The sequence below is a fragment of the Vibrio sp. 1S139 genome, assembly GCF_041439475.1.
Lineage (GTDB): Bacteria > Pseudomonadota > Gammaproteobacteria > Enterobacterales > Vibrionaceae > Vibrio > Vibrio crassostreae_C.
In genome coordinates, this window is the sequence record NZ_JBGOOD010000050.1 from 1 (window position 1) to 21,446 (window position 21,446).

Consider the following 21,446-nt stretch of genomic DNA (forward strand, 5'->3'; position numbering starts at 1 on the left):
GATTATCTGCTAACTGCAGGATCGTTCAAGTCTTCTTAAACGATCGGCATTATCATCGTGAAAGGGGCTTTTGGTCAGACCTCATTTATCACTGATGCTTTGGTCAACTCCCCCCCATTTACAAATATTCTATGTGTCATTTTCCACCCATTAATTTTTGTAGCGAGTTAGCGACAACTGCAGGCAGATCTGATGAAGCCTTGCGGTTAAAGGCTTGTTAATGAATTGTGTCAATATGGCGCGCTAATTGCCTTAGTGAAAGCACGCAGTTCCCATTGAAGGGCTGCTTTGTTTACTAAGGAGAATAATAATGTTTAAGCCTCTTACCCTGCTGTCTGTATCTGCTCTGGCGCTCACAAGTTTTAATGCTGCTGCAAACTGTGACCCTGGTGAAATCGTGATTAAATTCAGTCATGTAACCAATACCGATAAGCACCCGAAAGGCATCGCCGCTTCTTTACTGGAAGAGCGAGTAAACACAGAAATGAATGGAAAAGCTTGTATGCAAGTTTTCCCTAACTCAACACTTTACGATGATAATAAGGTACTGGAAGCCCTGTTAAATGGTGATGTTCAAATGGCGGCGCCATCGCTGTCAAAATTTGAGAAGTTCACTAAGAAATACCGCATTTTTGACCTTCCTTTCCTATTTGAAGACGTAGAAGCCGTTGACCGTTTCCAAAACTCAGAATCTGGTGAAAAGCTGAAGAACGCGATGAAGCGTCGTGGCCTGCAAGGTCTTGCGTTTTGGCACAATGGCATGAAACAGATGTCGGCGAACAAACCTCTTATCAGCCCTGAAGATGCAAAAGGTTTGAAATTCCGTGTTCAAGCATCGGATGTATTGGTGGCTCAGTTTGAACAACTAGGCGCTAACCCACAGAAGATGTCTTTCAAAGAAGTGTACGGTGGCTTGCAAACTAAAGTTATCGATGGTCAAGAGAACACATGGTCAAACATCTACGGTAAGAAGTTCTTTGAAGTACAAGACGGCGTGACCGAAACTAATCACGGTATCTTGGATTACCTAGTTGTAACGTCAAACGACTTCTGGAAAGACCTACCTGAAGATGTACGCACACAGCTTGGCACTATCGTTCAAGAAGTGTCTGAGACGCGTAACGCAGAATCTTCAAAAGTTAACCTAGCGAACAAAAACAACATCATCGAAGCGGGTGGTGAGGTTCGTACACTTACGCCTGAACAGCGTGAAGCATGGGTAGCTGCACTTCAACCAGTATGGAAGAAGTTTGAAAAAGACATCGGTTCAGACCTTATCGATGCAGCGTTAGCTTCAAACCAATAACACCGCTAAGGGAGTGGCGAGTATTCGTCACTCCTTATTAAAACAATTATAAGCGGAGTCAATTATGGAAAAGCCTCAAATGGAACAACCAAATTCTAGCGAATCAGCACTGGAAACCTCTCTTTTTTCCAAAGTCGGAAGAGTTACGGATGTGATTGAAGAGTCACTAATCGCATTTTTCCTTGGCGCAATGACGCTACTTACTTTTGCCAACGTGGTATTTCGATACGCATTCAATGACAACATCTTATGGGCACTGGAACTGACCGTGTTCATGTTTGCTTGGATGGTGTTAGTGGGCGCATCTTATGGCGTTAAAAAACACTTCCACATTGGTGTTGATGTGATCATCAACCTTGCCCCAGAAAAGCTACGCAAAGTGTATGCGCTCATCGCCGTGACAAGCTGCCTAGCATTTTCAATCTTACTTCTTATCGGTTCTTGGAATTATTGGTACCCATTCGCGACCGATCGCGCATGGTACGAGACCGACGATATTCCAATGCCAGAGATGCTTCAGTTTCTTGCTGACTGGCTGAATGAAGGCGAGCGATACGAGAAACTGCCACGTTTTATTCCTTATATGGCGCTGCCGATTGGTATGGCAATGCTAACGTTCCGTTTTGCTCAAGTTGCTTACCAAGTCGTAACAGGCAAGCTTGACCGCATGATTGCAGGACACGAAGCCGAAGAAGAGCTGGATGCGTTGAAAGCAGACGTGCTAGCGGGCTCTGACGAAGATGCGACAGCGGTATTGAATTCGACTCCGCAGAACAAAGCGAATGAGTCGAGTACAAAATCTAACGGTAAGGAAGACTAATCATGGCAATGTTATTTCTATTTTTAATGGTAATTGCTTTCATGTTGGTCGGTGTACCAATTGCAATTTCCCTCGGTTTATCGAGCGTAATATTCTTATTGATGCACTCAGATGCGTCATTAGCTTCAGTCGCACAAACGCTGTTTAATGCATTTGCAGGCCACTACACACTCTTAGCGATTCCTTTCTTTATCTTGGCCTCTAGCTTTATGTCTACTGGTGGCGTGGCGAAACGTATTATCCGTTTTGCTATCGCGATGGTGGGTTGGTTCCGCGGCGGCTTGGCGATGGCGTCGGTTGTGGCATGTATGATGTTCGCAGCCCTTTCTGGTTCATCTCCTGCAACGGTAGTGGCAATCGGTAGTATTGTTATCGCGGGTATGATCAAAAATGGTTACTCAAAAGAGTTCGCAGCAGGGGTTATCTGTAACGCGGGTACTTTGGGTATCTTGATTCCACCGTCCATCGTGATGGTGGTTTACGCGGCGGCGACCGATGTATCGGTAGGTCGTATGTTCTTAGGCGGCGTGATCCCTGGTTTGTTGGCGGGTGTGATGCTGATGATCGCTATCTACATTGCAGCTCGTATTAAGAAGATTCCGGCACAGCCATTTGTAGGTTGGGGCGAGATGTTCGCAGCCGCGAAAGATGCGAGTTGGGGTTTGCTGCTGATTGTTATCATTCTAGGTGGTATCTACGGTGGCATCTTTACTCCGACAGAAGCGGCGGCAGTGGCTGCGGTGTATGCCTTCTTTATCGCCAACTTTATATATAAAGATATGGGACCGTTTGCGGACAAGAACAACACCAAACCAGCGCTGGTCAAGGTGTTCCAAACGTTTTTCCATAAAGACACCAAAGACACGCTTTACGATGCAGGCAAGCTGACGATCATGCTGCTGTTTATCATTGCCAATGCTCTGATTCTTAAGCATGTACTGACCGAAGAACGCATTCCTCAAATGATCACTGAGTCTATGCTATCTGCAGGCTTAGGGCCGATCACCTTCTTGATTGTAGTGAACGTTTTACTCTTGATTGGTGGGCAGTTCATGGAGCCATCAGGCTTGCTGATCATTGTTGCTCCGCTGGTTTTCCCAATCGCGATTGCACTCGGTATCGACCCAATCCACCTAGGTATCATGATGGTAGTGAACATGGAGATAGGGATGATAACGCCGCCTGTCGGGCTCAATTTGTTTGTGACCGCAGGTGTCGCGAAGATGTCGATGATGAACGTGGTAAAAGCCGCATTGCCGTGGGTTGGGGTGATGTTCTTATTCCTGATTATCGTCACTTACGTACCTTGGGTATCAACATGGTTACCAACCACCTTGATGGGACCAGAGATCATAACCAAGTAGCTATTTGAGTCATTCACTGACATGGAATTTAATCCATAAAAAATGAGGAGGTCGCTAGACCTCCTCATCTATATTTCTGCCACGATTTGAATGAGGCTTTATCTGCTCATACAAAGCGCGTTTTGCCTCTAATTCTGGCGTGTGTAGATCGACATGATTGTCAGCATAAAAAATACCATCTATCTCGAAAGTATCGGTAATCGATGGCACTTTTGTTTTCTCACCCATAACCACTTCCTTATTATATTTATTGCATAACATCCTGTTGTCGAAATAAGTATAGGTGATCTTGCTCCCAAATCTAATTTAGTTTGGTTCTACCTTATAAGATTCTTTCGTTAGCTGGTGCTTTTGCATCTTATCGTAGAGGGTTTTCCTCGGTAATTGCAGCCTCTCCATGGTCTCTTTTATACTGCCATTGCATTCAATAAGTGCCTGCTTCAACGTGTTTTTTTCAAAGTCAGATACCAATTCTGCCAAAGACAGTTCTTGAGTAGTTTCAGTGGCGCTGTCTGATAAGTGAGAAAGCTTACCTAAAAGTACAAAACGCTCTGCAGTATTACGTAATTCTCGAACATTTCCCGGCCAATCATGAGCCAAAAGTGCGTGCAGCTCCTTTTGTGGAAGGGCAGGGGCAGTCTTGCCATAACGCGCCGCAGCGACCAGTAAGAAGTGGTGGAAGAGTGCTGGGATATCTTCTTGTCGGCTTCTTAACGGCGGTAAATCTAAGGTCACAACATTGAGTCGATAATAGAGATCTTGGCGGAAAGAGCCTTCTTCAGCGGCTTTCTTTAGGTCGACTTTGGTTGCTGCTATCACTCGAATATCTAGTGGCACTAAACCGTTTGAACCAACTCGCTCAATAACGCGTTCTTGTAAGACGCGTAATAGGCGAATTTGTGCCTGCATCGGCATGGATTCAACTTCATCTAAGAATAGAGTTCCGCCTTGAGCAAACTCGAATTTACCCACTCGCATGCTTTCTGCGCCCGTGAATGCCCCTTTTTCATGGCCATACAGTTCACTCTCAATCAGGTTTTCAGGAACAGCACCACAGTTGACCGCGACAAAGTTTTGCTCTCGACGGCTGCTTTGTTCATGCAGAGAACGTGCTACTAACTCTTTACCTGTACCTGTCTCGCCAAACAATAATATATCGGCATTGGTGTCGGCAATATGGGTGATGATGGAGCGCAGCTCAGTCATGGATTGCGTATCACCAATGATTCTAGGGCCGAGCGCTTGGCTGGCTTTGAGTGAACGTTTTAACTCAAGGTTCTCTAGTGTGAGCTGACGTTTTTCTATCGCTCGCTTAGTGGTTTCGATTAGGCGTTCATTAGCGAAAGGTTTTTCAATGAAGTCATAGGCGCCGTATTGGATGGCTTGAACGGCCATTGAAATATCGCCGTGACCAGTAATCATGATCACGGGGATCTCTTTGTCTTTGTGCATCACGGTGTTGAGCAGATCATGCCCGGATAGACCTGGTAGACAGATATCAGTGATGATCACGTGAGGTAAGCCGTTTTCTTGAATCGCGAGCAGAGCAGACTCCGCATCGGGAAAGAATTCGGCATCAATGTCGGCGAGCTCGAAGCTCTGTTCAATCGCCATTCTTAGATCGGATTCATCATCAATGAAATAGACGTGACACATAGTGATTCCTTTACTTCTTTGTATTCTGGTTATTGCTGAGTTTTTGTTTGCTGTTCATGTCCAACAAGGGGCAACTCTATGCTGATTCGAGCACCGCCTTGAGGGCTACTACCGGTAACGAGCTTGCCATTTATTCCGTTGATTATTTGTTGAGAAATCGATAGCCCAAGTCCAAGTCCGTTTTTCTTGGTGGTATGGAAGGGTTCAAAAAAGTTTCCGCTAGAAGGGGAGGTGAAGCCGGGGCCGTTATCATCGACATGAATTAGCAAGGTATTGGCTTGTTGATGGTCGGACTCTCTAATCTCTAACAGAATAGCTAATTGTTTGTCATCTTGTTGTTCCACCGCCTGAATCGCGTTGGTCAGCAGGTTAATGATCACCTGTTCCAGTTGAATGGCGTTGGCGAGCACGCAAGCATCAAAGGTCTCAGGGAGTTCGTTGACCTTAACTCGCTCGCTCTTGAGTTGTGGCTTCATCAGCTCTTTCGATGAATGTAAAACTGGGAGTATTTGTAAGGTGTGTAGCTCTTCCGCAGTAGATTTTTTGGCGAACGAGCGAAGCTGGTGGCTGATTTTCGCCATACGATCAGTGAGTGCCGAGATTCGCGATAGATTGTCATCGACACGATCGGTTTTTTCTTTGGCAAGAAACAATCGGCCGTTGTCGGCATAACTGCGAATCGCGGCAAGCGGGTTATTCAGTTCGTGACTGATGCTCGCTGACATCTGCCCTAGCACTGCTAGTTTGGCGGCTTGGATGAGCTCGTCTTGGGTTTGCCTCAGAACATGCTCGGTTTCGATACGGTGTTTGATCTCAACATGTAACTCCGATGTACGTTCAAGCACTTGAAATTCGAGTTTTTGCTTGGCTTCGGATTGCAGCCTGTCTATCTGTGCTCGTCTTTGTTGTCTATGGTGGTTGAGCGGCATTGTTAGATAAATAATCGCAAAGATTAGGCTCAAAACCACAAGGTAAGCAACCAAGTCCCACCAAACTAAGTGGGTTGGAGAAAATACCCGTATGGTGAGTCTTGGTTCGGCTAGGAAACGCGAAGAACTAAAGAACTGCTCTTGGACGAGTTTGTGTGGCGACTCAATACGACTGGTGGCACTGTCTAAATCGCCGGAGAAGTGCAGGCTTTCTATTTTTGTATCGAGATACTGCCTGCTTTCTTGAATTCGAGTGTGTTGTACTTCGCTTAGCGGCTGAAGGCTTTTGAACAGCCACTCAGGGTTACTCGACATAAATACAATTTGATCTTTATCGTCAGCAACAAAAAAACTCTGTTTGCCTTTCCAACTTGCTTCAATCAGCGATAAATCCATCTTTACGACAATGACGCCAATAATCTCGGCGGCATAGGAGACGGGGTAAGAATAATAATAGCCTCGCTTTCCAGAGGTTGAACCTAGCGCAAAATATTGATTTTCATTGCCAATAATCGCTTCTTGAAAGTAGGGGCGGAAAGCAAAGTTACGACGAATAAAAGAACGCGGTTGATTCCAGTTACTGGCTGCAATGGTGGTGCCGATACTGTCTAGTAGGTAGGTGTCGGATGCTTGAATCACCGAGTTTACGTGCTCTAGATAACGATTAGTGAGTTCGATTTGCGCAGAGTTACTTGGAGAGTGCAGGGCATCGACCAGCTCTTTGTCTTTTGAAAGCAGCTCGGGAATGTGCGCGAACTTATCCAATTGGCTTGAAATATGAACAGAAAAGCGGTCCAGCTTAGATTGATGATCATTTAACAAACTTTCATGGCTCGTGCTCCACACCCAATGACCGCCAAACACCATCAGTAAACTGTATGTGACCATTAACAGTATTGGGATTTTAAAAGCTTGAAACATGAAGGCTCTCCGCTGATTTCTTTGGTAAACAATCAAGCCTGTCTTCTCTCGTTTATGGTAGCAAATAGCGGTAGTTTTTGCTGAAAGCAGAGAGTGAACAGATGGATGTAGGTTAAGGGTTTGTAACGGGGATTGTTGAAAAAGTTATCGACTCTGAGGGGTAAAACAAGAGCAAGATCTCTTTTTAAGGTTTTTAGCAAAAAAAGCCCTCGATTCCCTTGAAAAAGTCGCTATTGTCCCCATTTCTGTTGTGCTAAGTGATGATTTGATCGTTTTTGTATCACTTAGTTGGACGAATTTAGAGCATTCATCATCATGCAGAGGTGAACGGCTCGACAGAGATTAAACAGATCGCTAGAATGTCGCGTCTAAAATTTCTGTCCTGAGGCTAATCGGAGATACCTTTCTTGTTTCTGAAAACAAGCTTTATTGCGTTTTAATCGACGTGTGAAGAACGAAGATATCGCTGATTAGTCTGGTGTTTGGTTGAATAATCAATTCAGACATCAATGCTCGATTTTAAATTAGGTGTTCGGATAGAGCACTACACAAGGATGCAGCCAACAACGTCTGCTTTTGAATTAAAGCTAAGTTACGGCTCATATGCTCAGATTACTGAGCCAGTTTTGAGGTTTATATAATGCAAGTTACTGTTGAAACGCTAGAAGGCCTAGAGCGCCGTCTTAATATTACTGTTCCTGCTGCTAACATCGAAGATGCAGTTACAGCTGAACTACGCAACATCGCGAAAAACCGTCGTTTCGATGGTTTCCGTAAAGGCAAAGTGCCAATGAAGATGGTTGCTAAAATGTACGGCAAAGCAGTACGTCAAGACGTGATGGGCGAAGTAATGCAACGTCACTTCATCGAAGCGATCGTTAAAGAGAAAATCAACCCAGCTGGCGCACCTACTTTCGCACCAGTTGAAAACAACGAAGGCGCTGACCTAGTATTCAACGCAACTTTTGAAGTTTACCCAGAAGTTGAGCTGAAAGGTCTAGAAAACATCACTGTTGAGAAACCAGCAGTAGAAGTTAAAGAAGCTGACGTTGAAGAGATGATCGAAACTCTACGTAAGCAACAAGCAACTTGGACTGAAGTTGAAGCTGCTGCTGACGCTGGTTCTCGTGCAACTATCGACTTCGTTGGTTCTATCGACGGTGAAGAGTTTGAAGGCGGCAAAGCTGAGAACTTCCCACTAGAGATGGGCGCTGGTCGCATGATCCCTGGTTTTGAAGACGGTATCGTTGGTAAAACAGCAGGTATGGAATTCGAAATCGACGTAAACTTCCCAGAAGATTACCACGCTGAAAACCTAAAAGGTAAAGCAGCTAAGTTTGCAATCAAAGTAAACAAAGTTGAAGCTCGTGAACTTCCAGAACTAAACGAAGAATTCGTTGCTAAGTTCGGCGCAACTGACGGCGTTGAAGGTCTTAAAGCTGAAGTTCGTAAGAACATGGAGCGTGAGCTTAAGCAAGCTGTTAAGAACCGCATCAAAGAGCAAGCTATCGACGGTCTAGTTAACGAAAACAACATCGACGTACCTTCTGCTCTAATCGATCAAGAGATCGGTGTTCTACGTCAACAAGCTGCTCAACGTTTCGGTGGCAACACTGAAGCTGCTGACCAACTTCCACGTGAGCTGTTCGAAGAGCAAGCTAAACGTCGCGTAGTTGTAGGTCTTCTACTTGGTGAAGTAATCAAGACTGAAGAGCTAAAAGCTGACGACGAGAAAGTTAAAGCTATCATCGAAGAGATGGCTACAGCATACGAAGATCCAACAGAAGTTATTGCTTACTACGAGCAAAACGAGCAAATGATGAACAACATGCGCAACGTTGCTCTAGAAGAGCAAGCTATTGATGCAATCATCGCTAAAGCTCAAGTTTCTGATAAAGAAGTTAGCTTCAACGAGCTAATGAATCAGCAACCTGCTTAATATAGTAATATCTGACGTAGAAGGTTGACGTACGGTCAACAATTCTGCTAACAATGGTCCGTATGATTTAATCATTCGGGCCATTTATTTTAGGGACATAAGAATATGAGCTACCAAGAAAAAAATACAATGCCATCGATTATGGACGCACTAGTTCCTATGGTGGTTGAACAGACTTCCCGTGGTGAACGTTCTTACGATATTTATTCTCGTCTATTAAAAGAACGTATCATTTTCTTAACAGGTCAAGTGGAAGACCACATGGCAAATCTTGTCGTGGCTCAACTGCTTTTCTTGGAATCAGAAAACCCAGACAAAGATATCTATCTTTACATCAACTCACCTGGCGGTAGCGTAACAGCAGGCATGTCTATCTACGACACAATGCAGTTCATCAAGCCAAACGTGAGCACAGTATGTATGGGTCAAGCTTGCTCTATGGGTGCATTCTTACTAGCGGGTGGTACTCCTGGTAAGCGTCACGTGCTTCCAAACTCACGTGTAATGATTCACCAGCCACTTGGCGGTTTCCAAGGCCAAGCGTCTGATATTCAAATTCACGCGCAAGAGATCCTAACGATCAAACAAAAGCTAAACAAACTATTGGCAGAGCACACAGGTCAGCCTCTAGAAGTTGTTGAGCGCGATACAGATCGTGATAACTTCATGTCTGCTGATCAAGCAGTAGAATACGGCTTGGTGGATTCAGTTCTTAATCACCGCGGTCAATAATTGCAGGGCAATTGTTTAACGCAAAGTGATTCAAATTGATATACACTCAAGCATAGAGAGTTAAGGCTAAGAGGTTAGCGAATGACAGATAAAAGCAAAGAGGGTGGTAGCGGTAAACTGCTTTACTGCTCTTTCTGTGGCAAAAGCCAACACGAAGTTCGCAAGTTAATCGCAGGTCCTTCTGTTTACATTTGTGATGAATGTGTCGATCTTTGTAACGACATTATTCGTGAAGAAATTAAAGATGTTCTTCCTAAGAAAGAATCGGAATCGCTGCCAACGCCGCGTGAGATTCGTGAGCATCTTGACGACTATGTAATCGGTCAAGAATACGCGAAGAAAGTGCTAGCAGTTGCAGTTTATAACCACTACAAGCGTTTACGTAATGGTGATACGACAGCTGAAGGCGTAGAGCTAGGTAAGAGTAACATTCTTCTTATCGGTCCTACTGGTAGTGGTAAAACACTACTGGCTGAAACATTGGCTCGTTTCCTAGACGTTCCTTTCACAATGGCAGACGCAACAACACTAACCGAAGCGGGTTACGTGGGCGAAGATGTTGAAAACATCATCCAGAAGTTGCTTCAGAAATGTGATTACGACGTAGCGAAAGCGGAACGCGGCATTGTTTACATCGATGAAATCGACAAGATTTCTCGTAAAGCTGAAAACCCATCAATCACGCGTGACGTGTCTGGTGAAGGTGTACAGCAAGCTCTACTAAAACTTGTTGAAGGTACAGTAGCTTCAGTTCCACCTCAAGGTGGTCGTAAGCATCCACAGCAAGAGTTCTTGCAAGTGGACACGTCTAAGATCTTATTTATCTGTGGTGGTGCGTTTGCAGGCCTAGATAAAGTGATTGAACAGCGTGTAGAAACAGGTTCAGGTATCGGCTTTGGCGCAGAAGTGCGTTCAAAAGATGAAACCAAAACTATCGGTGAATTGTTCACTCAAGTAGAACCTGAAGATCTAGTGAAATATGGTCTGATTCCAGAATTCATTGGTCGTCTACCTGTGACAACAACACTGACAGAGCTTGATGAAGAAGCGCTAATCCAAATCCTATGTGAGCCAAAGAATGCACTTACAAAACAGTACGCAGCATTATTTGAGCTTGAGGATACAGAGTTAGAATTCCGTGAAGATGCTTTACGTGCCATTGCTAAGAAAGCAATGAACCGTAAAACAGGTGCTCGTGGTCTACGTTCTATCTTGGAGGGTGTTTTACTAGAAACTATGTACGAACTGCCATCTTCAACTGATGTAAGCAAGGTTGTGATTGATGAGTCGGTAATTAATGGTGAGTCAGAACCACTATTAATTTACAGCAACTCAGATAACCAAGCAGCTGTTGCAGAGTAGGTCTTTTTTAGACAAGTCACTCAAATTGAAAAAGGAGGTAAGCAATTACCTCCTTTTTTTTATTCTTCCATTGAATCCAGTCGTTTAAGCCCCATATACTGCTTTATAAGTTAAAGCGGAAGAGAGAAATATATGAACTTGGAACGTTCCGAGCGTATCGAAATCCCCGTGCTACCTCTACGTGATGTAGTGGTTTACCCACACATGGTTATTCCATTGTTTGTTGGTCGTGAAAAATCGATTACTTGCCTTGAATCGGCAATGGAAGCTAACAAACAAGTACTACTTGTAGCGCAGAAAGAAGCGGACACTGATGAGCCTTCAATTGACGACCTATTTAAAGTAGGAACTGTCGCTACCATTCTTCAGTTACTAAAGCTCCCTGATGGTACTGTTAAAGTGCTTGTCGAAGGTCAGCAGCGTGCAAAAATTCACCAATTCAAAGAAAGTGAGTTTTTCTTAGCGGACGCAGAATACGTTGTAACCTCAGAACTTGACGAAAAAGAACAAGAAGTGGTTGTTCGCAGCGCGATCAATCAATTCGAAGGCTTTATTAAGCTGAACAAAAAGATTCCACCAGAAGTTCTAACATCTCTGAACGGTATTGATGAGGCAGCTCGCCTTGCTGATACGATTGCTGCACACATGCCACTTAAACTGGTAGACAAGCAGCACGTTCTAGAAATCTTAGATGTGACTGAACGTCTGGAATTCTTGATGGGCCAAATGGAGTCAGAAATTGACATCTTGCAAGTTGAAAAACGCATTCGTGGCCGCGTTAAGAAGCAAATGGAAAAATCTCAGCGTGAGTACTACCTGAATGAGCAAATGAAAGCGATTCAGAAAGAACTTGGCGAGATGGACGACGCTCCTGATGAATTCGAGACTCTGAAGAAGAAGATCGAAGACTCTAAGATGCCTCAAGAAGCTCGTGAAAAAACCGAGCAAGAACTGCAAAAACTGAAAATGATGTCGCCAATGTCTGCTGAAGCAACAGTAGTACGTAGCTACATTGATTGGATGGTGGGCGTTCCTTGGGCTAAGCGTTCAAAAGTGAAAAAGAATCTAGCGAAAGCGGAAGAGATCTTAAACGAAGACCACTACGGCTTAGAGCGTGTTAAAGAACGTATTCTTGAATACTTGGCAGTACAAAACCGTATCAACAAGCTAAAAGGCCCAATCCTTTGTCTTGTTGGTCCTCCTGGTGTAGGTAAAACCTCGCTAGGTCGTTCGATTGCTGCGGCAACGGGTCGTAAGTACACGCGTATGGCACTTGGTGGCGTTCGTGATGAAGCTGAGATTCGTGGTCACCGTCGTACGTACATCGGTTCACTTCCGGGTAAACTGATCCAGAAGATGTCTAAAGTTGGTGTTAAGAACCCACTGTTCCTATTAGATGAGATCGATAAGATGTCTTCTGATATGCGTGGCGACCCATCTTCAGCACTTCTAGAAGTTCTAGATCCAGAACAAAACAACGCATTTAACGATCACTACCTAGAAGTAGATTACGATCTGTCAGATGTTATGTTCGTGGCAACATCGAACTCGATGGACATTCCTGGGCCTCTACTGGACCGTATGGAAGTGATTCGTCTATCTGGTTACACAGAAGATGAGAAGCTGAACATTGCTAAGAGCCATTTACTGGACAAGCAAGTTCAACGCAACGGTCTTAAGCCTCATGAAATTGAGATTGAAGACTCTGCAATCATCGGCATCATTCGTTACTACACGCGTGAAGCGGGTGTACGTAGCCTAGAGCGTGAAATCTCAAAGATCTGTCGTAAAGCAGTGAAGAACATCTTGCTAGACAGCGATCTTAAGTCTGTAACGGTTAACATTGATAACCTGAAAGAGTACTTAGGTGTTCAACGCCACGACTTCGGTAAAGCGGATGAAAGCAATCGTATCGGTCAAGTAACAGGCCTAGCGTGGACTCAAGTGGGTGGTGATCTACTGACTATCGAGACCGAAGCAATGCCGGGCAAAGGTAAGCTAACGCAAACTGGCTCACTTGGCGACGTGATGAAAGAGTCGATTCAAGCGGCAATGACAGTGGTTCGTTCTCGTGCTGAAAAACTGGGTATCAACTCAGATTTCTACGAAAAACGTGACATTCACGTTCACGTACCAGAAGGTGCTACACCGAAAGATGGCCCGAGTGCGGGTATCGCAATGTGTACTGCACTTGTCTCTAGCTTGACGGGTAACCCGGTTAAAGCAGAGGTCGGTATGACAGGTGAAATTACCCTTCGTGGTGAAGTTTTACCTATCGGTGGCTTGAAAGAAAAACTGCTTGCTGCACACCGTGGCGGCATCAAAACTGTACTGATCCCTAAAGACAATGAGCGTGATTTGGAAGAGATTCCAGACAACGTAATCGCTGACTTGAAGGTGATCCCGGTTCAGTGGATTGATGAAGTACTCAAAGTCGCGCTAGAACGAGATCCGTCAGGGGTCGAGTTTGACGTGAAAAAATAGTGATGCATAGCAAAAATAAGTAAAGAATTACGCTGATAGGCCCGAAAAGGCTTGTCAGCGTTTTTTTTGGACGCTAAGTTATTGATCAAAGCGGCAGCCCTTTTGCAATAAGGCTTGCGGCTAAATTAAAACCAAAATGGAACGTACAGTCATCAGAAGTAGTCACAGATGACACATAGGGGAAAAACAGTGAATAAAACACAACTAGTAGAATCAATCGCAGAAAACGCAGACATCTCTAAAGCTTCAGCTGGCCGCGCTCTAGACGCATTCATCGAAGCAGTTGGCACAACGCTACAATCTGGTGACCAAGTTGCACTTGTTGGCTTTGGTACTTTCAGTGTTCGTACTCGTGCTGCTCGTACAGGTCGTAACCCAAAAACTGGTGAAGAGATCCAAATCGCAGAAGCTAAAGTACCTGGCTTCAAAGCGGGTAAAGCACTTAAAGACGCATGTAACTAATTTTCACTGCTGAAACCTCCATTTAAGAGGGGAAGGCAGTAAAATGCGTTTACTGTTTGAAAAATGATGTTTCATTCTTAAACAGTATGTGTACAAAGCACATTGAACTTATTTAAATTATGCGCATCCTACTGATGCGCATTTCTTTTTCTGATAATATCGCGTGAATAGATTTTTATTTTGAAGCCAATGCTTCATATCCGGAGAGCACTTAAATTATGATGGATCGATTACGCGAAGGCGTGAATAGCATCGCGGTAAAAATTATCCTTGGGTTGATTATCCTGTCATTCGTATTCGCAGGTGTAGGCAGCTACATCACCGGTGGCGGTAACAACGCAGCAGCTAAAGTTGGCAACACAGAAATTGCTCGTGGTGAGTTCGAACAGGCTTACCAAAACGAACGTAATCGTATGCAGTCTCAACTTGGCGATTACTTCGCGCAAATGCTTGCAGACCCTGCTTACGTAGAGTCTTTCCGTAAATCAGTACTTGATCGCATGATCAATGACGTACTGCTTGAGCAGCAAGCTGAGTCTCTAGGCCTACGAATCAGTGATTCTCAAATCCGCACCATGATTCTAGAAATGCCTCAGTTCCAAACGGCGGGTCAATTCGACCAAGAAGTTTACCAATCGGCACTACGTCGTGCAGGTTTCAGCGCAGAGAGCTTCGCTGAATACATGCGTCGTGACCTAATGCGCAACCAGCTTGTGACTGCACTTCAAGGCAGTGAATTCGTTCTTCAGGGCGAAATCGATACTCAGAGCAAGCTTATCGCACAAACTCGTGACATTCGCACAGTGACACTGTCTGTTGCTGACCTTGCAAAAGACATCGAGTTAACTGACGAGCAAATCGAACAGTACTACCAAGAGAACCCAGCAGCTTACACTCGTCCAGAGCAAGCTAAGGTATCTTACATTGAGCTTTCTGCTGAAGCGCTTAAGTCTCAGCTTGAAGTAAGCGATGAAGAAGCACAGAAATACTACCAAGAGCACCTAGACAAGTACTCAACGGAAGAGCAACGTAAAGTTAGCCACATCCTAGTTCAAGGCGATGACGAAGCGAAAGCTCAGGCAATCCTAGACGAGCTAAATGCAGGCGCTGATTTTGCTACGCTAGCGGAAGAGAAATCTGACGACTTCGGTAGTGCAGACGTTGGCGGTGACCTAGGTTGGATTGAGCGCGATGTTATGGACCCTGCATTCGAAGACGCGGCTTTCGCTCTTGAGAATATTGGCGATACTACTGGCCTAGTTAAATCTGATTTCGGCTACCACATCATCAAGCTAGACGAACTAAAAGCGTCTCAAGCTCAGCCTTACACTGAAGTAGCGGCAGAGATTAAGACAGAGCTTCTAGACCAACACGCAGTTGATCAGTTCTACGAGCAACAAACTGAGCTAGAAAAAGTAGCGTTTGAATTCCCAGATTCTCTAGATGATTCTGCAGAAGCTATCAACGCGAAGATCACAACGACAGATTTCATCTCTCAAGTTGACGCTCCAGAAGTTCTGATGACGCCTGCAGTTATGCAAGCTATCTTGAGCCCTGAAGTGAAAGAAGACGGTCTAAACTCGGAAGTTATCGAAGTTGCACCTGAGCACGTAATTGTTGTTCGTGTAGAAGAGACTCGTGATGAGACAGTTCTTCCTCTAGCTGAAGTGAAAGATCAAGTTGTCGCTGCACTGTCTGCTGTACAAGCAGAGCAGCAAGCGGTTGAGCTAGGTGTTTCTCTAGTGAACGAACTTGAGCAAGGCAATGAAGCAGTACTAGCGGACAACAACCTTGAGTTCACTGAACTTGAAACGATTGACCGTAACTCGCCATTAGCGGCATCTGTATTCGCTCTAGCGAAACCAGAAGCAGGTCAAGCTGTGTTCGGTCAATCTAAAGACCAAGACGGTAATATCGTTGTTGTTGAGCTTTCTAAAGTAACGGCTGAGATCAACCCAGCCTACAGCACTCAAATTGGTGCACAGTTGGAGCGAGTTGGTAACCAGCAAGACCTGACTAACGTATTAAACGTACTTCGTAAAAACGCAGACGTTGAATACTACGTAGTGGGTCAAGGTCAGTAAGCGTTTGATTACCTCAGTAGCAAGCTCAAATTAGAGCTTACTACTGAAATCAACACGTGATTGTTAGGCTTTAATTCAGATTTGTGAGCCAACAAACAAGCTGATGAAAATAAGATGTATAACGAAGCGGGTCACTTAGGTGATCCGCTTTATTTTTATCTGGTGATTGTGTTATCTAGCGCGGCAAATGCATAAGTTACGTTTTTTGAACAAAGGAACTATTTATGCGCACGATATATTCAACACTAATTCTTTCATTTCTGATGCTCTTAAGCCCTGCCGTGTTTGCAGACAGCCCAACCAAGGCTGAGCTTTACGAAGGCATTGAGATTACGGTCAACATCAATACCGCGACGGCAGAAGAACTTTCAGCACTATTGGTTGGCGTGGGTGACAAGAAAGCCAAAGAAATCGTCGATTACAGAGATCAGAACGGGGCATTTACTACTGCTGATGATTTGGTGAGTGTCAAAGGGATAGGTGAAGCGACGGTTGAAAAGAACCGCGAAAGAATTCAACTTTGACCCGTTTTTCTACTTGTTAGAAATGAAGCGATAGATATGAAGCCTCCGGCCAATGCACCTGCTAGGTGGGCTTCAATCGCGATACGAGCATTAATCAGTTCACCAGTCGTGCTAGAAGGGCCAATAAGCTGCTCCCAAGCGATTTTAGCGACTAATCCGAATACTAACAGCCAACTAGACTTCCTGCCGTTTAAAGCCTCTCTGAGCGCGAATAAGCCAAACAACCCATGCAAAGTGCCCGATAGGCCAACGTAGATCTGAATACTTGAAAACAACAGAGCGACGCCAGTCACTAAACTGATCACAAGCAAAGCAACAACAAGCTGTTTTTTACTCGGTTGAAACAGGTAGCTGATGATCCACAAGCCTGCTAGATTCATCAGAAGATGCGAGTAGTTGGTATGTGAAAAGTTTCCTGTTAGGATTCGCCACCATTGCCCATCGGCAATCGCATTGCTATCCCAAACGACCCAAGCTTGTATTGGCTCAAATTGGAATAAGACGTATAAAAGTGAAATGAAAATTAAAACAGGGTACACATTAAATCCATGTCTCGTTATTGCCCCCAATGCAGCAAGGCTTTGAAAGCTTGTATTTGTCAGTGGGTTACACCACTCGAATCGAATGTTGAGCTTATCATTCTTCAGCACCCATCAGAAGAGCATCGTCCGATGGGAACAGCGCGTATTCTCTCGTTATCTCTTAATAACAGCGTGACGTTTGTTGGCGAAGACTTTTCAGACAACGAACAACTCAACGCATTGTTGTGCGATGAACAGTATCAACATGTGATTTTATACCCAAGCGAAAACTCTGTTTCAGTTGAGTCGGCGACATCTCCCAATAAGAAGCTGCGTGTGATTTTATTGGATGGCACGTGGAAGAAAGCATTCAAGATGTGGCAAGTATCGAGTAACTTGCATGCGTTGAACACGGTTCATTTACCGAAAGATCTCAAGGGTAATTACCGAATTCGCAAAGCACCCAGTGAAAATAGCCTTTCAACCGTTGAAGCTGGCTATCATTTACTTAGCTTGTTAGAGCGTGATGGCGACTTTAGCCCTTTGCTAACGGCATTTGACCAAATGATTCAGTTTCAAATCAATCAAATGCCGCCGGGCGTGTTTGAGAAAAACTACTTAGATTAAGCCGTTTTAGTAAAGTGAGTCAGGAATTAAAACTCGGTATGAGCTGAGAACAGTTGCTGATGCATTTTCTGCGCAAGATCATCAGTCATCGATGAAATGTAATCGGCTATCACGCGCATTTTTCGAGACTCATCTTGATGTTGTAGCCATTGCTTCTTGATGGGCAGTGGCAGCAAGCGTTCAGGATCTGCGCTGAATGCTTCAAACATATCCATGATGATCTGTTGACCTTTGTATTCGATGACCTGAACCTGTGGCACTTGAATAACGAACTCGCTGACAAAGTGTTTCAGTTTATCGAGTGTGCCGTCCATGCTCGGCTCGAGCACCGCATTGTAAGCCAACAGTACATTCTCAAAGTTAGCCTCCACTCGCTTAATCGAGATACTGGTCAACAGTGCGTTGACTATCCCACCAATCGCATCCTTTCGACGATACTGTTCACCAGAGAAAAGCATCTCTGTAATTGAATCTAGGTGTTCACAAATCCATGGGTCGGCCATCTCTTTCAGTTGAGGGTAAGCCGATTCGACCCACTGAGCTTTGGTCACAGAGCCAAGCACAATCGCATCTTCTAAATCGTGCACGCCATACGCGATGTCGTCAGCAAGTTCCATGATCGAACAATCCAGTGACTTATATTTGGTCTTGTTGTGCTCAAGTGGCTCGGTATGCGTTTTTCTTTTCTGTTTTAGGAGCTGTTGGTCGCTGCTTGAAAGCGGTTCAAGCACCCAGTTAAACAACTCTTCATCATGATCGTAGATGCCTTTTGCTGGCATCCAATCTTTAGCTCGGAGTTGTCGTTGATGCTTAACGGGTTCAGACTGCAATTTAGCTTGAACCTCACTCAGCAGAGAAGGGTACTTAATTAGACCTAACAAAGTGCGTCGAGATAGGTTCATCCCGTGATGTTCAGTGTAAGGTTCTAGCTGTGTGACTATGCGAAACGTTTGAGCGTTGCCCTCAAAGCCGCCGTGGTCGCGCATCATGTAGTTGAGTGCGACTTCGCCGCCATGTCCATAGGGTGGATGACCGATGTCGTGAGCCAAACACAGTGAATCAATCAAACTGTCTGAGGGTAATAGGTCTCGAAATTCGGGCTGCTTTTTCTTCAGTTGAGCGACGATACCGGTGCCAAGCTGAGCGGCCTCAAGAGAGTGGGTAAGGCGCGTTCGGTGAAAGTCGTTGACCGTGGTGCCATGGATCTGGGTTTTCGCTTGTAAGCGACGGAAAGCAGCAGAGTGAAGCACGCGCGCACGGTCACGCTGATACGGGCTGCGGTGGTCATCCCGTCTTATTTTATGTTCATCGTCATTTCGATGCTGCCATTCTTGTTCGAGTACAAAGGGTGGTTCGAGTTGAGAATTCAAAATAGCACCTATCAAATTGATTTTATTTAGCTAATTAAAAACAACTTATACCCAGCTAGCTTATCTCGTCTAGTGATAATTCAAAGCTCGGTGCGAATGTGGTGAGAAAGTAGTCCATTTCTGGGCTTTTGCGTTGTTCGAGTGTCTCTTCCAATCGGCGCTTGGCTTGCTCGTATTCATGATTGCCCGCACTGAGCTCTTCCAAGCATTTCAGGTACGCACAGATAGTATCTGCCTGCTTGACGATGCTTTGCTCTTCTTTACTCGCAGTACCAGATATTAAGAAGGGGGCGAAGTCGTCTCTGAACTCTTCTGGCAACATCGAAAGCAGTCTTTGTTCTGCCGCGGCTTCTATCTTCTTATACTCTTGTGCAATGTCCGGGTTGTAGTATTTAACAGGCGTTGGCAAATCACCCGTCAGTACCTCACTGGTGTCGTGGTACATGCCAAGCAGAGCAATGTGCTCGGGGTTAAGCTGACCATCAAACTTCTTGTTTTTGATCAGTGCCAAGGCGTGTGCCACGAAAGCAACCTGTAGGCTATGTTCTGAAATGTTCTCGCTTGATACCGAACGCATCAGGGGCCAGCGTTGAATTAGCTTCATGCGTGCGAGATGGGCAAAGAAATGGCTCTGTTTCATAAATGTCCTTATAGTACCAATCGTAGTAAATAACTGGTCATCCTAGCTTGTTAAAAAACTCGATAACTATGTTAGAATTTTTGATTGTAGAATAACTACTTATCGAAAAATTCTGCCTTGTTCTCAAGCTTTTTCCCTACGCTATTTCTGAACACTTACTTACTGTGATTGGTATAAACAATACTCCACTCGTATCTTGTGTTTGCACAGGGATACGAGACAGCGGATACAAAAAAGGCTCCTAAACAGGAGCCTTTTAAGCATAGAAGTGAATGAATACAAGTTAAAGTCTTTTAAAACAGCAAATTGTAGCCATCTTTCTTTGTGCTCATTAACCTTCGATGAGGTCGTCTTGGCTGTAAGTCTGTAAGAAGCGCTCTAAACGACCAATTGCGATTTCTAGATCTTCGATGTGCGGCAGAGTCACGATACGGAAGTGATCCGGTTTCGGCCAATTGAAGCCCGTACCTTGAACCAATAGCACCTTCTCTTGCTTAAGGAAGTCGAGTACAAACTTCTGATCGTCTTTGATGTTGTACATGTTGGTGTCGATTTTAGGGAACAGGTACATTGCACCTTTCGGTTTCACACAAGAAACGCCAGGGATCTTGTTGATCAGTTCCCATGCACGGTCACGCTGTTCAAGCAGTCGACCGCCTGGAAGAATCAGCTCATTGATACTCTGATAGCCACCGAGTGCGGTTTGGATAGCGTGTTGCATCGGAACGTTGGCACACAAACGCATTGAGGCCAGCATTTCTAGTCCTTCAACGTAGCCTTTCGCTAGGTGTTTAGGGCCTGTTAAGAACATCCAACCACCACGGAAACCACACACACGGTAAGCTTTAGATAGGCCGTTGAACGTGACCATTAATACGTCTTCAGCAAGCGTTGCCACTGAAGTGTGTACCGCACCGTCGTAAAGTACTTTGTCGTAGATTTCATCGGCGAAGATGATCAAACCGTGCTCACGAGCAATCTCAACCACTTGCAGTAGGAAATCACGGCTGTATACCGCGCCCGTTGGGTTGTTCGGGTTGATAAGAACGATGCCGCGCGTCTTTGGTGAGATCTTCGCGCGCATGTCGTCTAGATCTGGATACCAATCAGCATCTTCATCACACATGTAGTGAACCGGTGTGCCACCAGAAAGCGCAACAGACGCTGTCCATAGTGGGTAGTCCGGAGCGGGAACTAAGATTTCATCACCATTATCCAGTAGCGCTTGCATAGACATAACGATAAGCTCTGATGCGCCGTTACCAATGTAAACGTCTTCTACATCAAGGTTACGTAGGCCTTTTTTCTGGTAGTGCTGAACAACCGCTTTGCGGGCTGAATAGATGCCTTTTGAGTCGCAGTAACCTTGAGATGTCGGTAGGTTACGGATTACGTCAACAAGGATTTCATCAGGGGCGTCAAAACCAAATGGGGCGGGGTTACCAATATTAAGCTTCAGTATTTTATGCCCTTCTTCTTCCATGCGCTTAGCATGTTTGAGTACAGGCCCCCTGATTTCGTAGCATACGCTGTTGAGTTTTGACGACATCCCGATATTTTGCATTGCCGATTTCCTGAAATTAATTTAAATACTTTATTAAAGTACCGCAAAATGGCGTTTGATAGAATAAAAATCTGATGAATGTCGCATTTCAGTGTCACGTTTAGCCTTTTTGTTGTCACTCTTTTCTAAATTTTAATTAAT

At 44.8% G+C, this 21,446-nt stretch carries 18 protein-coding genes and 1 pseudogene; 12 read left to right on the top strand and 7 right to left on the bottom strand.

The genetic code is table 11. The annotated features are described in order from the left end of the window. The first annotated feature begins 310 nt into the window (after positions 1-310). The 3 genes from ACED46_RS15915 to ACED46_RS15925 all read left to right on the top strand — a co-directional run bounded on the left by ACED46_RS15915 (position 311) and on the right by ACED46_RS15925 (position 3,490). Positions 311-1,306, top strand: a complete 996-nt coding sequence (locus ACED46_RS15915; protein WP_016788636.1) for a TRAP transporter substrate-binding protein — start codon at positions 311-313, stop codon at positions 1,304-1,306. A gap of 64 nt (positions 1,307-1,370) precedes the next feature. Beyond that, positions 1,371-2,126: a TRAP transporter small permease gene (locus ACED46_RS15920; protein WP_048607896.1), complete on the top strand. Its 756-nt coding sequence runs from the start codon at positions 1,371-1,373 to the stop codon at positions 2,124-2,126. 2 nt (positions 2,127-2,128) lie between these two features. After that, a complete protein-coding gene (locus ACED46_RS15925) occupies positions 2,129-3,490 on the top strand; it encodes a TRAP transporter large permease (protein ID WP_017060625.1) in 1,362 nt (453 codons plus the stop codon). A gap of 54 nt (positions 3,491-3,544) precedes the next feature. On the opposite strand, the gene ACED46_RS15930 is transcribed toward ACED46_RS15925, so the two are convergent. The 3 genes from ACED46_RS15930 to ACED46_RS15940 all read right to left on the bottom strand — a co-directional run bounded on the left by ACED46_RS15930 (position 3,545) and on the right by ACED46_RS15940 (position 6,996). Further along, positions 3,545-3,718, bottom strand: a complete 174-nt coding sequence (locus ACED46_RS15930) for a hypothetical protein (RefSeq protein WP_017060624.1) — start codon at positions 3,716-3,718, stop codon at positions 3,545-3,547. 78 nt (positions 3,719-3,796) lie between these two features. Then, the gene (locus ACED46_RS15935) at positions 3,797-5,146 is read right to left on the bottom strand and encodes a sigma-54 dependent transcriptional regulator (protein WP_136974223.1); all 1,350 of its coding nucleotides are present in this window, start codon (positions 5,144-5,146) and stop codon (positions 3,797-3,799) included. A 29-nt stretch (positions 5,147-5,175) separates the two neighbouring features. Next, positions 5,176-6,996 carry an ATP-binding protein gene (locus ACED46_RS15940; RefSeq protein WP_371721884.1) on the bottom strand — a complete coding sequence of 607 codons (1,821 nt, stop codon included), beginning with the start codon at positions 6,994-6,996 and terminating at the stop codon, positions 5,176-5,178. A 163-nt stretch (positions 6,997-7,159) separates the two neighbouring features. Here ACED46_RS15940 and ACED46_RS15945 point away from each other — a divergent pair. From ACED46_RS15945 to ACED46_RS15980, 8 genes and pseudogenes are all read left to right on the top strand, one after another. Continuing rightward, positions 7,160-7,342 (top strand): annotated as a pseudogene (locus ACED46_RS15945) (hypothetical protein); the annotation flags it as partial. A 294-nt stretch (positions 7,343-7,636) separates the two neighbouring features. Then, positions 7,637-8,935, top strand: a complete 1,299-nt coding sequence (tig, locus tag ACED46_RS15950) for a trigger factor (RefSeq protein ID WP_017060621.1) — start codon at positions 7,637-7,639, stop codon at positions 8,933-8,935. 105 nt (positions 8,936-9,040) lie between these two features. Next, a complete protein-coding gene (gene clpP / locus ACED46_RS15955) occupies positions 9,041-9,667 on the top strand; it encodes an ATP-dependent Clp endopeptidase proteolytic subunit ClpP (protein WP_004736080.1) in 627 nt (208 codons plus the stop codon). Between the two features lie 81 nt (positions 9,668-9,748). Continuing rightward, positions 9,749-11,029: an ATP-dependent protease ATP-binding subunit ClpX gene (gene clpX, locus ACED46_RS15960; protein ID WP_009847283.1), complete on the top strand. Its 1,281-nt coding sequence runs from the start codon at positions 9,749-9,751 to the stop codon at positions 11,027-11,029. A 132-nt stretch (positions 11,030-11,161) separates the two neighbouring features. Then, complete coding sequence (lon, locus tag ACED46_RS15965) at positions 11,162-13,513, top strand: endopeptidase La (RefSeq protein WP_017060619.1); 2,352 nt, start codon at positions 11,162-11,164, stop codon at positions 13,511-13,513. A 168-nt stretch (positions 13,514-13,681) separates the two neighbouring features. Beyond that, positions 13,682-13,975, top strand: a complete 294-nt coding sequence (locus tag ACED46_RS15970) for an HU family DNA-binding protein (RefSeq protein WP_012604504.1) — start codon at positions 13,682-13,684, stop codon at positions 13,973-13,975. Between the two features lie 218 nt (positions 13,976-14,193). Next, entirely contained in the window at positions 14,194-16,059 is a 1,866-nt protein-coding gene (gene ppiD, locus ACED46_RS15975; RefSeq protein WP_017060618.1) for a peptidylprolyl isomerase, read from the top strand. Between the two features lie 224 nt (positions 16,060-16,283). Next, a complete protein-coding gene (locus ACED46_RS15980) occupies positions 16,284-16,583 on the top strand; it encodes a helix-hairpin-helix domain-containing protein (RefSeq protein ID WP_017060617.1) in 300 nt (99 codons plus the stop codon). On the opposite strand, the gene rrtA is transcribed toward ACED46_RS15980, so the two are convergent. Further along, a complete protein-coding gene (gene rrtA, locus ACED46_RS15985; RefSeq protein ID WP_371721885.1) occupies positions 16,574-17,122 on the bottom strand; it encodes a rhombosortase in 549 nt (182 codons plus the stop codon). The genes ACED46_RS15980 and rrtA overlap by 10 nt on opposite strands. Before the next feature lie 9 nt (positions 17,123-17,131). Here rrtA and ACED46_RS15990 point away from each other — a divergent pair, with 9 nt between their 5' ends. After that, complete coding sequence (locus ACED46_RS15990; protein ID WP_017060615.1) at positions 17,132-17,731, top strand: tRNA-uridine aminocarboxypropyltransferase; 600 nt, start codon at positions 17,132-17,134, stop codon at positions 17,729-17,731. A gap of 26 nt (positions 17,732-17,757) precedes the next feature. On the opposite strand, the gene ACED46_RS15995 is transcribed toward ACED46_RS15990, so the two are convergent. The 3 genes from ACED46_RS15995 to ACED46_RS16005 all read right to left on the bottom strand — a co-directional run bounded on the left by ACED46_RS15995 (position 17,758) and on the right by ACED46_RS16005 (position 21,305). Then, entirely contained in the window at positions 17,758-19,101 is a 1,344-nt protein-coding gene (locus ACED46_RS15995; protein WP_017060614.1) for an anti-phage deoxyguanosine triphosphatase, read from the bottom strand. A gap of 55 nt (positions 19,102-19,156) precedes the next feature. After that, a complete protein-coding gene (gene yfbR, locus ACED46_RS16000; RefSeq protein ID WP_017060613.1) occupies positions 19,157-19,741 on the bottom strand; it encodes a 5'-deoxynucleotidase in 585 nt (194 codons plus the stop codon). 331 nt (positions 19,742-20,072) lie between these two features. Continuing rightward, on the bottom strand, positions 20,073-21,305 hold the full coding sequence (locus ACED46_RS16005) for a pyridoxal phosphate-dependent aminotransferase (RefSeq protein WP_017060166.1): 1,233 nt from the start codon (positions 21,303-21,305) through the stop codon (positions 20,073-20,075). Positions 21,306-21,446: the final 141 nt, after the last annotated feature.

Excerpts from the sequence above, each read along its gene's own strand:
- ACED46_RS15915 (WP_016788636.1), top strand. The coding sequence starts at position 311 with ATGTTTAAGCCTCTTACCCTGCTGTCTGTATCTGCTCTGGCGCTCACA.
- ACED46_RS15920 (WP_048607896.1), top strand. The coding sequence starts at position 1,371 with ATGGAAAAGCCTCAAATGGAACAACCAAATTCTAGCGAATCAGCACTG.
- ACED46_RS15925 (WP_017060625.1), top strand. The coding sequence starts at position 2,129 with ATGGCAATGTTATTTCTATTTTTAATGGTAATTGCTTTCATGTTGGTC.
- ACED46_RS15930 (WP_017060624.1), bottom strand. The coding sequence starts at position 3,718 with ATGGGTGAGAAAACAAAAGTGCCATCGATTACCGATACTTTCGAGATA.
- ACED46_RS15935 (WP_136974223.1), bottom strand. The coding sequence starts at position 5,146 with ATGTGTCACGTCTATTTCATTGATGATGAATCCGATCTAAGAATGGCG.
- ACED46_RS15940 (WP_371721884.1), bottom strand. The coding sequence starts at position 6,996 with ATGTTTCAAGCTTTTAAAATCCCAATACTGTTAATGGTCACATACAGT.
- tig (WP_017060621.1), top strand. The coding sequence starts at position 7,637 with ATGCAAGTTACTGTTGAAACGCTAGAAGGCCTAGAGCGCCGTCTTAAT.
- clpP (WP_004736080.1), top strand. The coding sequence starts at position 9,041 with ATGAGCTACCAAGAAAAAAATACAATGCCATCGATTATGGACGCACTA.
- clpX (WP_009847283.1), top strand. The coding sequence starts at position 9,749 with ATGACAGATAAAAGCAAAGAGGGTGGTAGCGGTAAACTGCTTTACTGC.
- lon (WP_017060619.1), top strand. The coding sequence starts at position 11,162 with ATGAACTTGGAACGTTCCGAGCGTATCGAAATCCCCGTGCTACCTCTA.
- ACED46_RS15970 (WP_012604504.1), top strand. The coding sequence starts at position 13,682 with ATGACACATAGGGGAAAAACAGTGAATAAAACACAACTAGTAGAATCA.
- ppiD (WP_017060618.1), top strand. The coding sequence starts at position 14,194 with ATGATGGATCGATTACGCGAAGGCGTGAATAGCATCGCGGTAAAAATT.
- ACED46_RS15980 (WP_017060617.1), top strand. The coding sequence starts at position 16,284 with ATGCGCACGATATATTCAACACTAATTCTTTCATTTCTGATGCTCTTA.
- ACED46_RS15990 (WP_017060615.1), top strand. The coding sequence starts at position 17,132 with ATGTCTCGTTATTGCCCCCAATGCAGCAAGGCTTTGAAAGCTTGTATT.
- yfbR (WP_017060613.1), bottom strand. The coding sequence starts at position 19,741 with ATGAAACAGAGCCATTTCTTTGCCCATCTCGCACGCATGAAGCTAATT.
- ACED46_RS16005 (WP_017060166.1), bottom strand. The coding sequence starts at position 21,305 with ATGCAAAATATCGGGATGTCGTCAAAACTCAACAGCGTATGCTACGAA.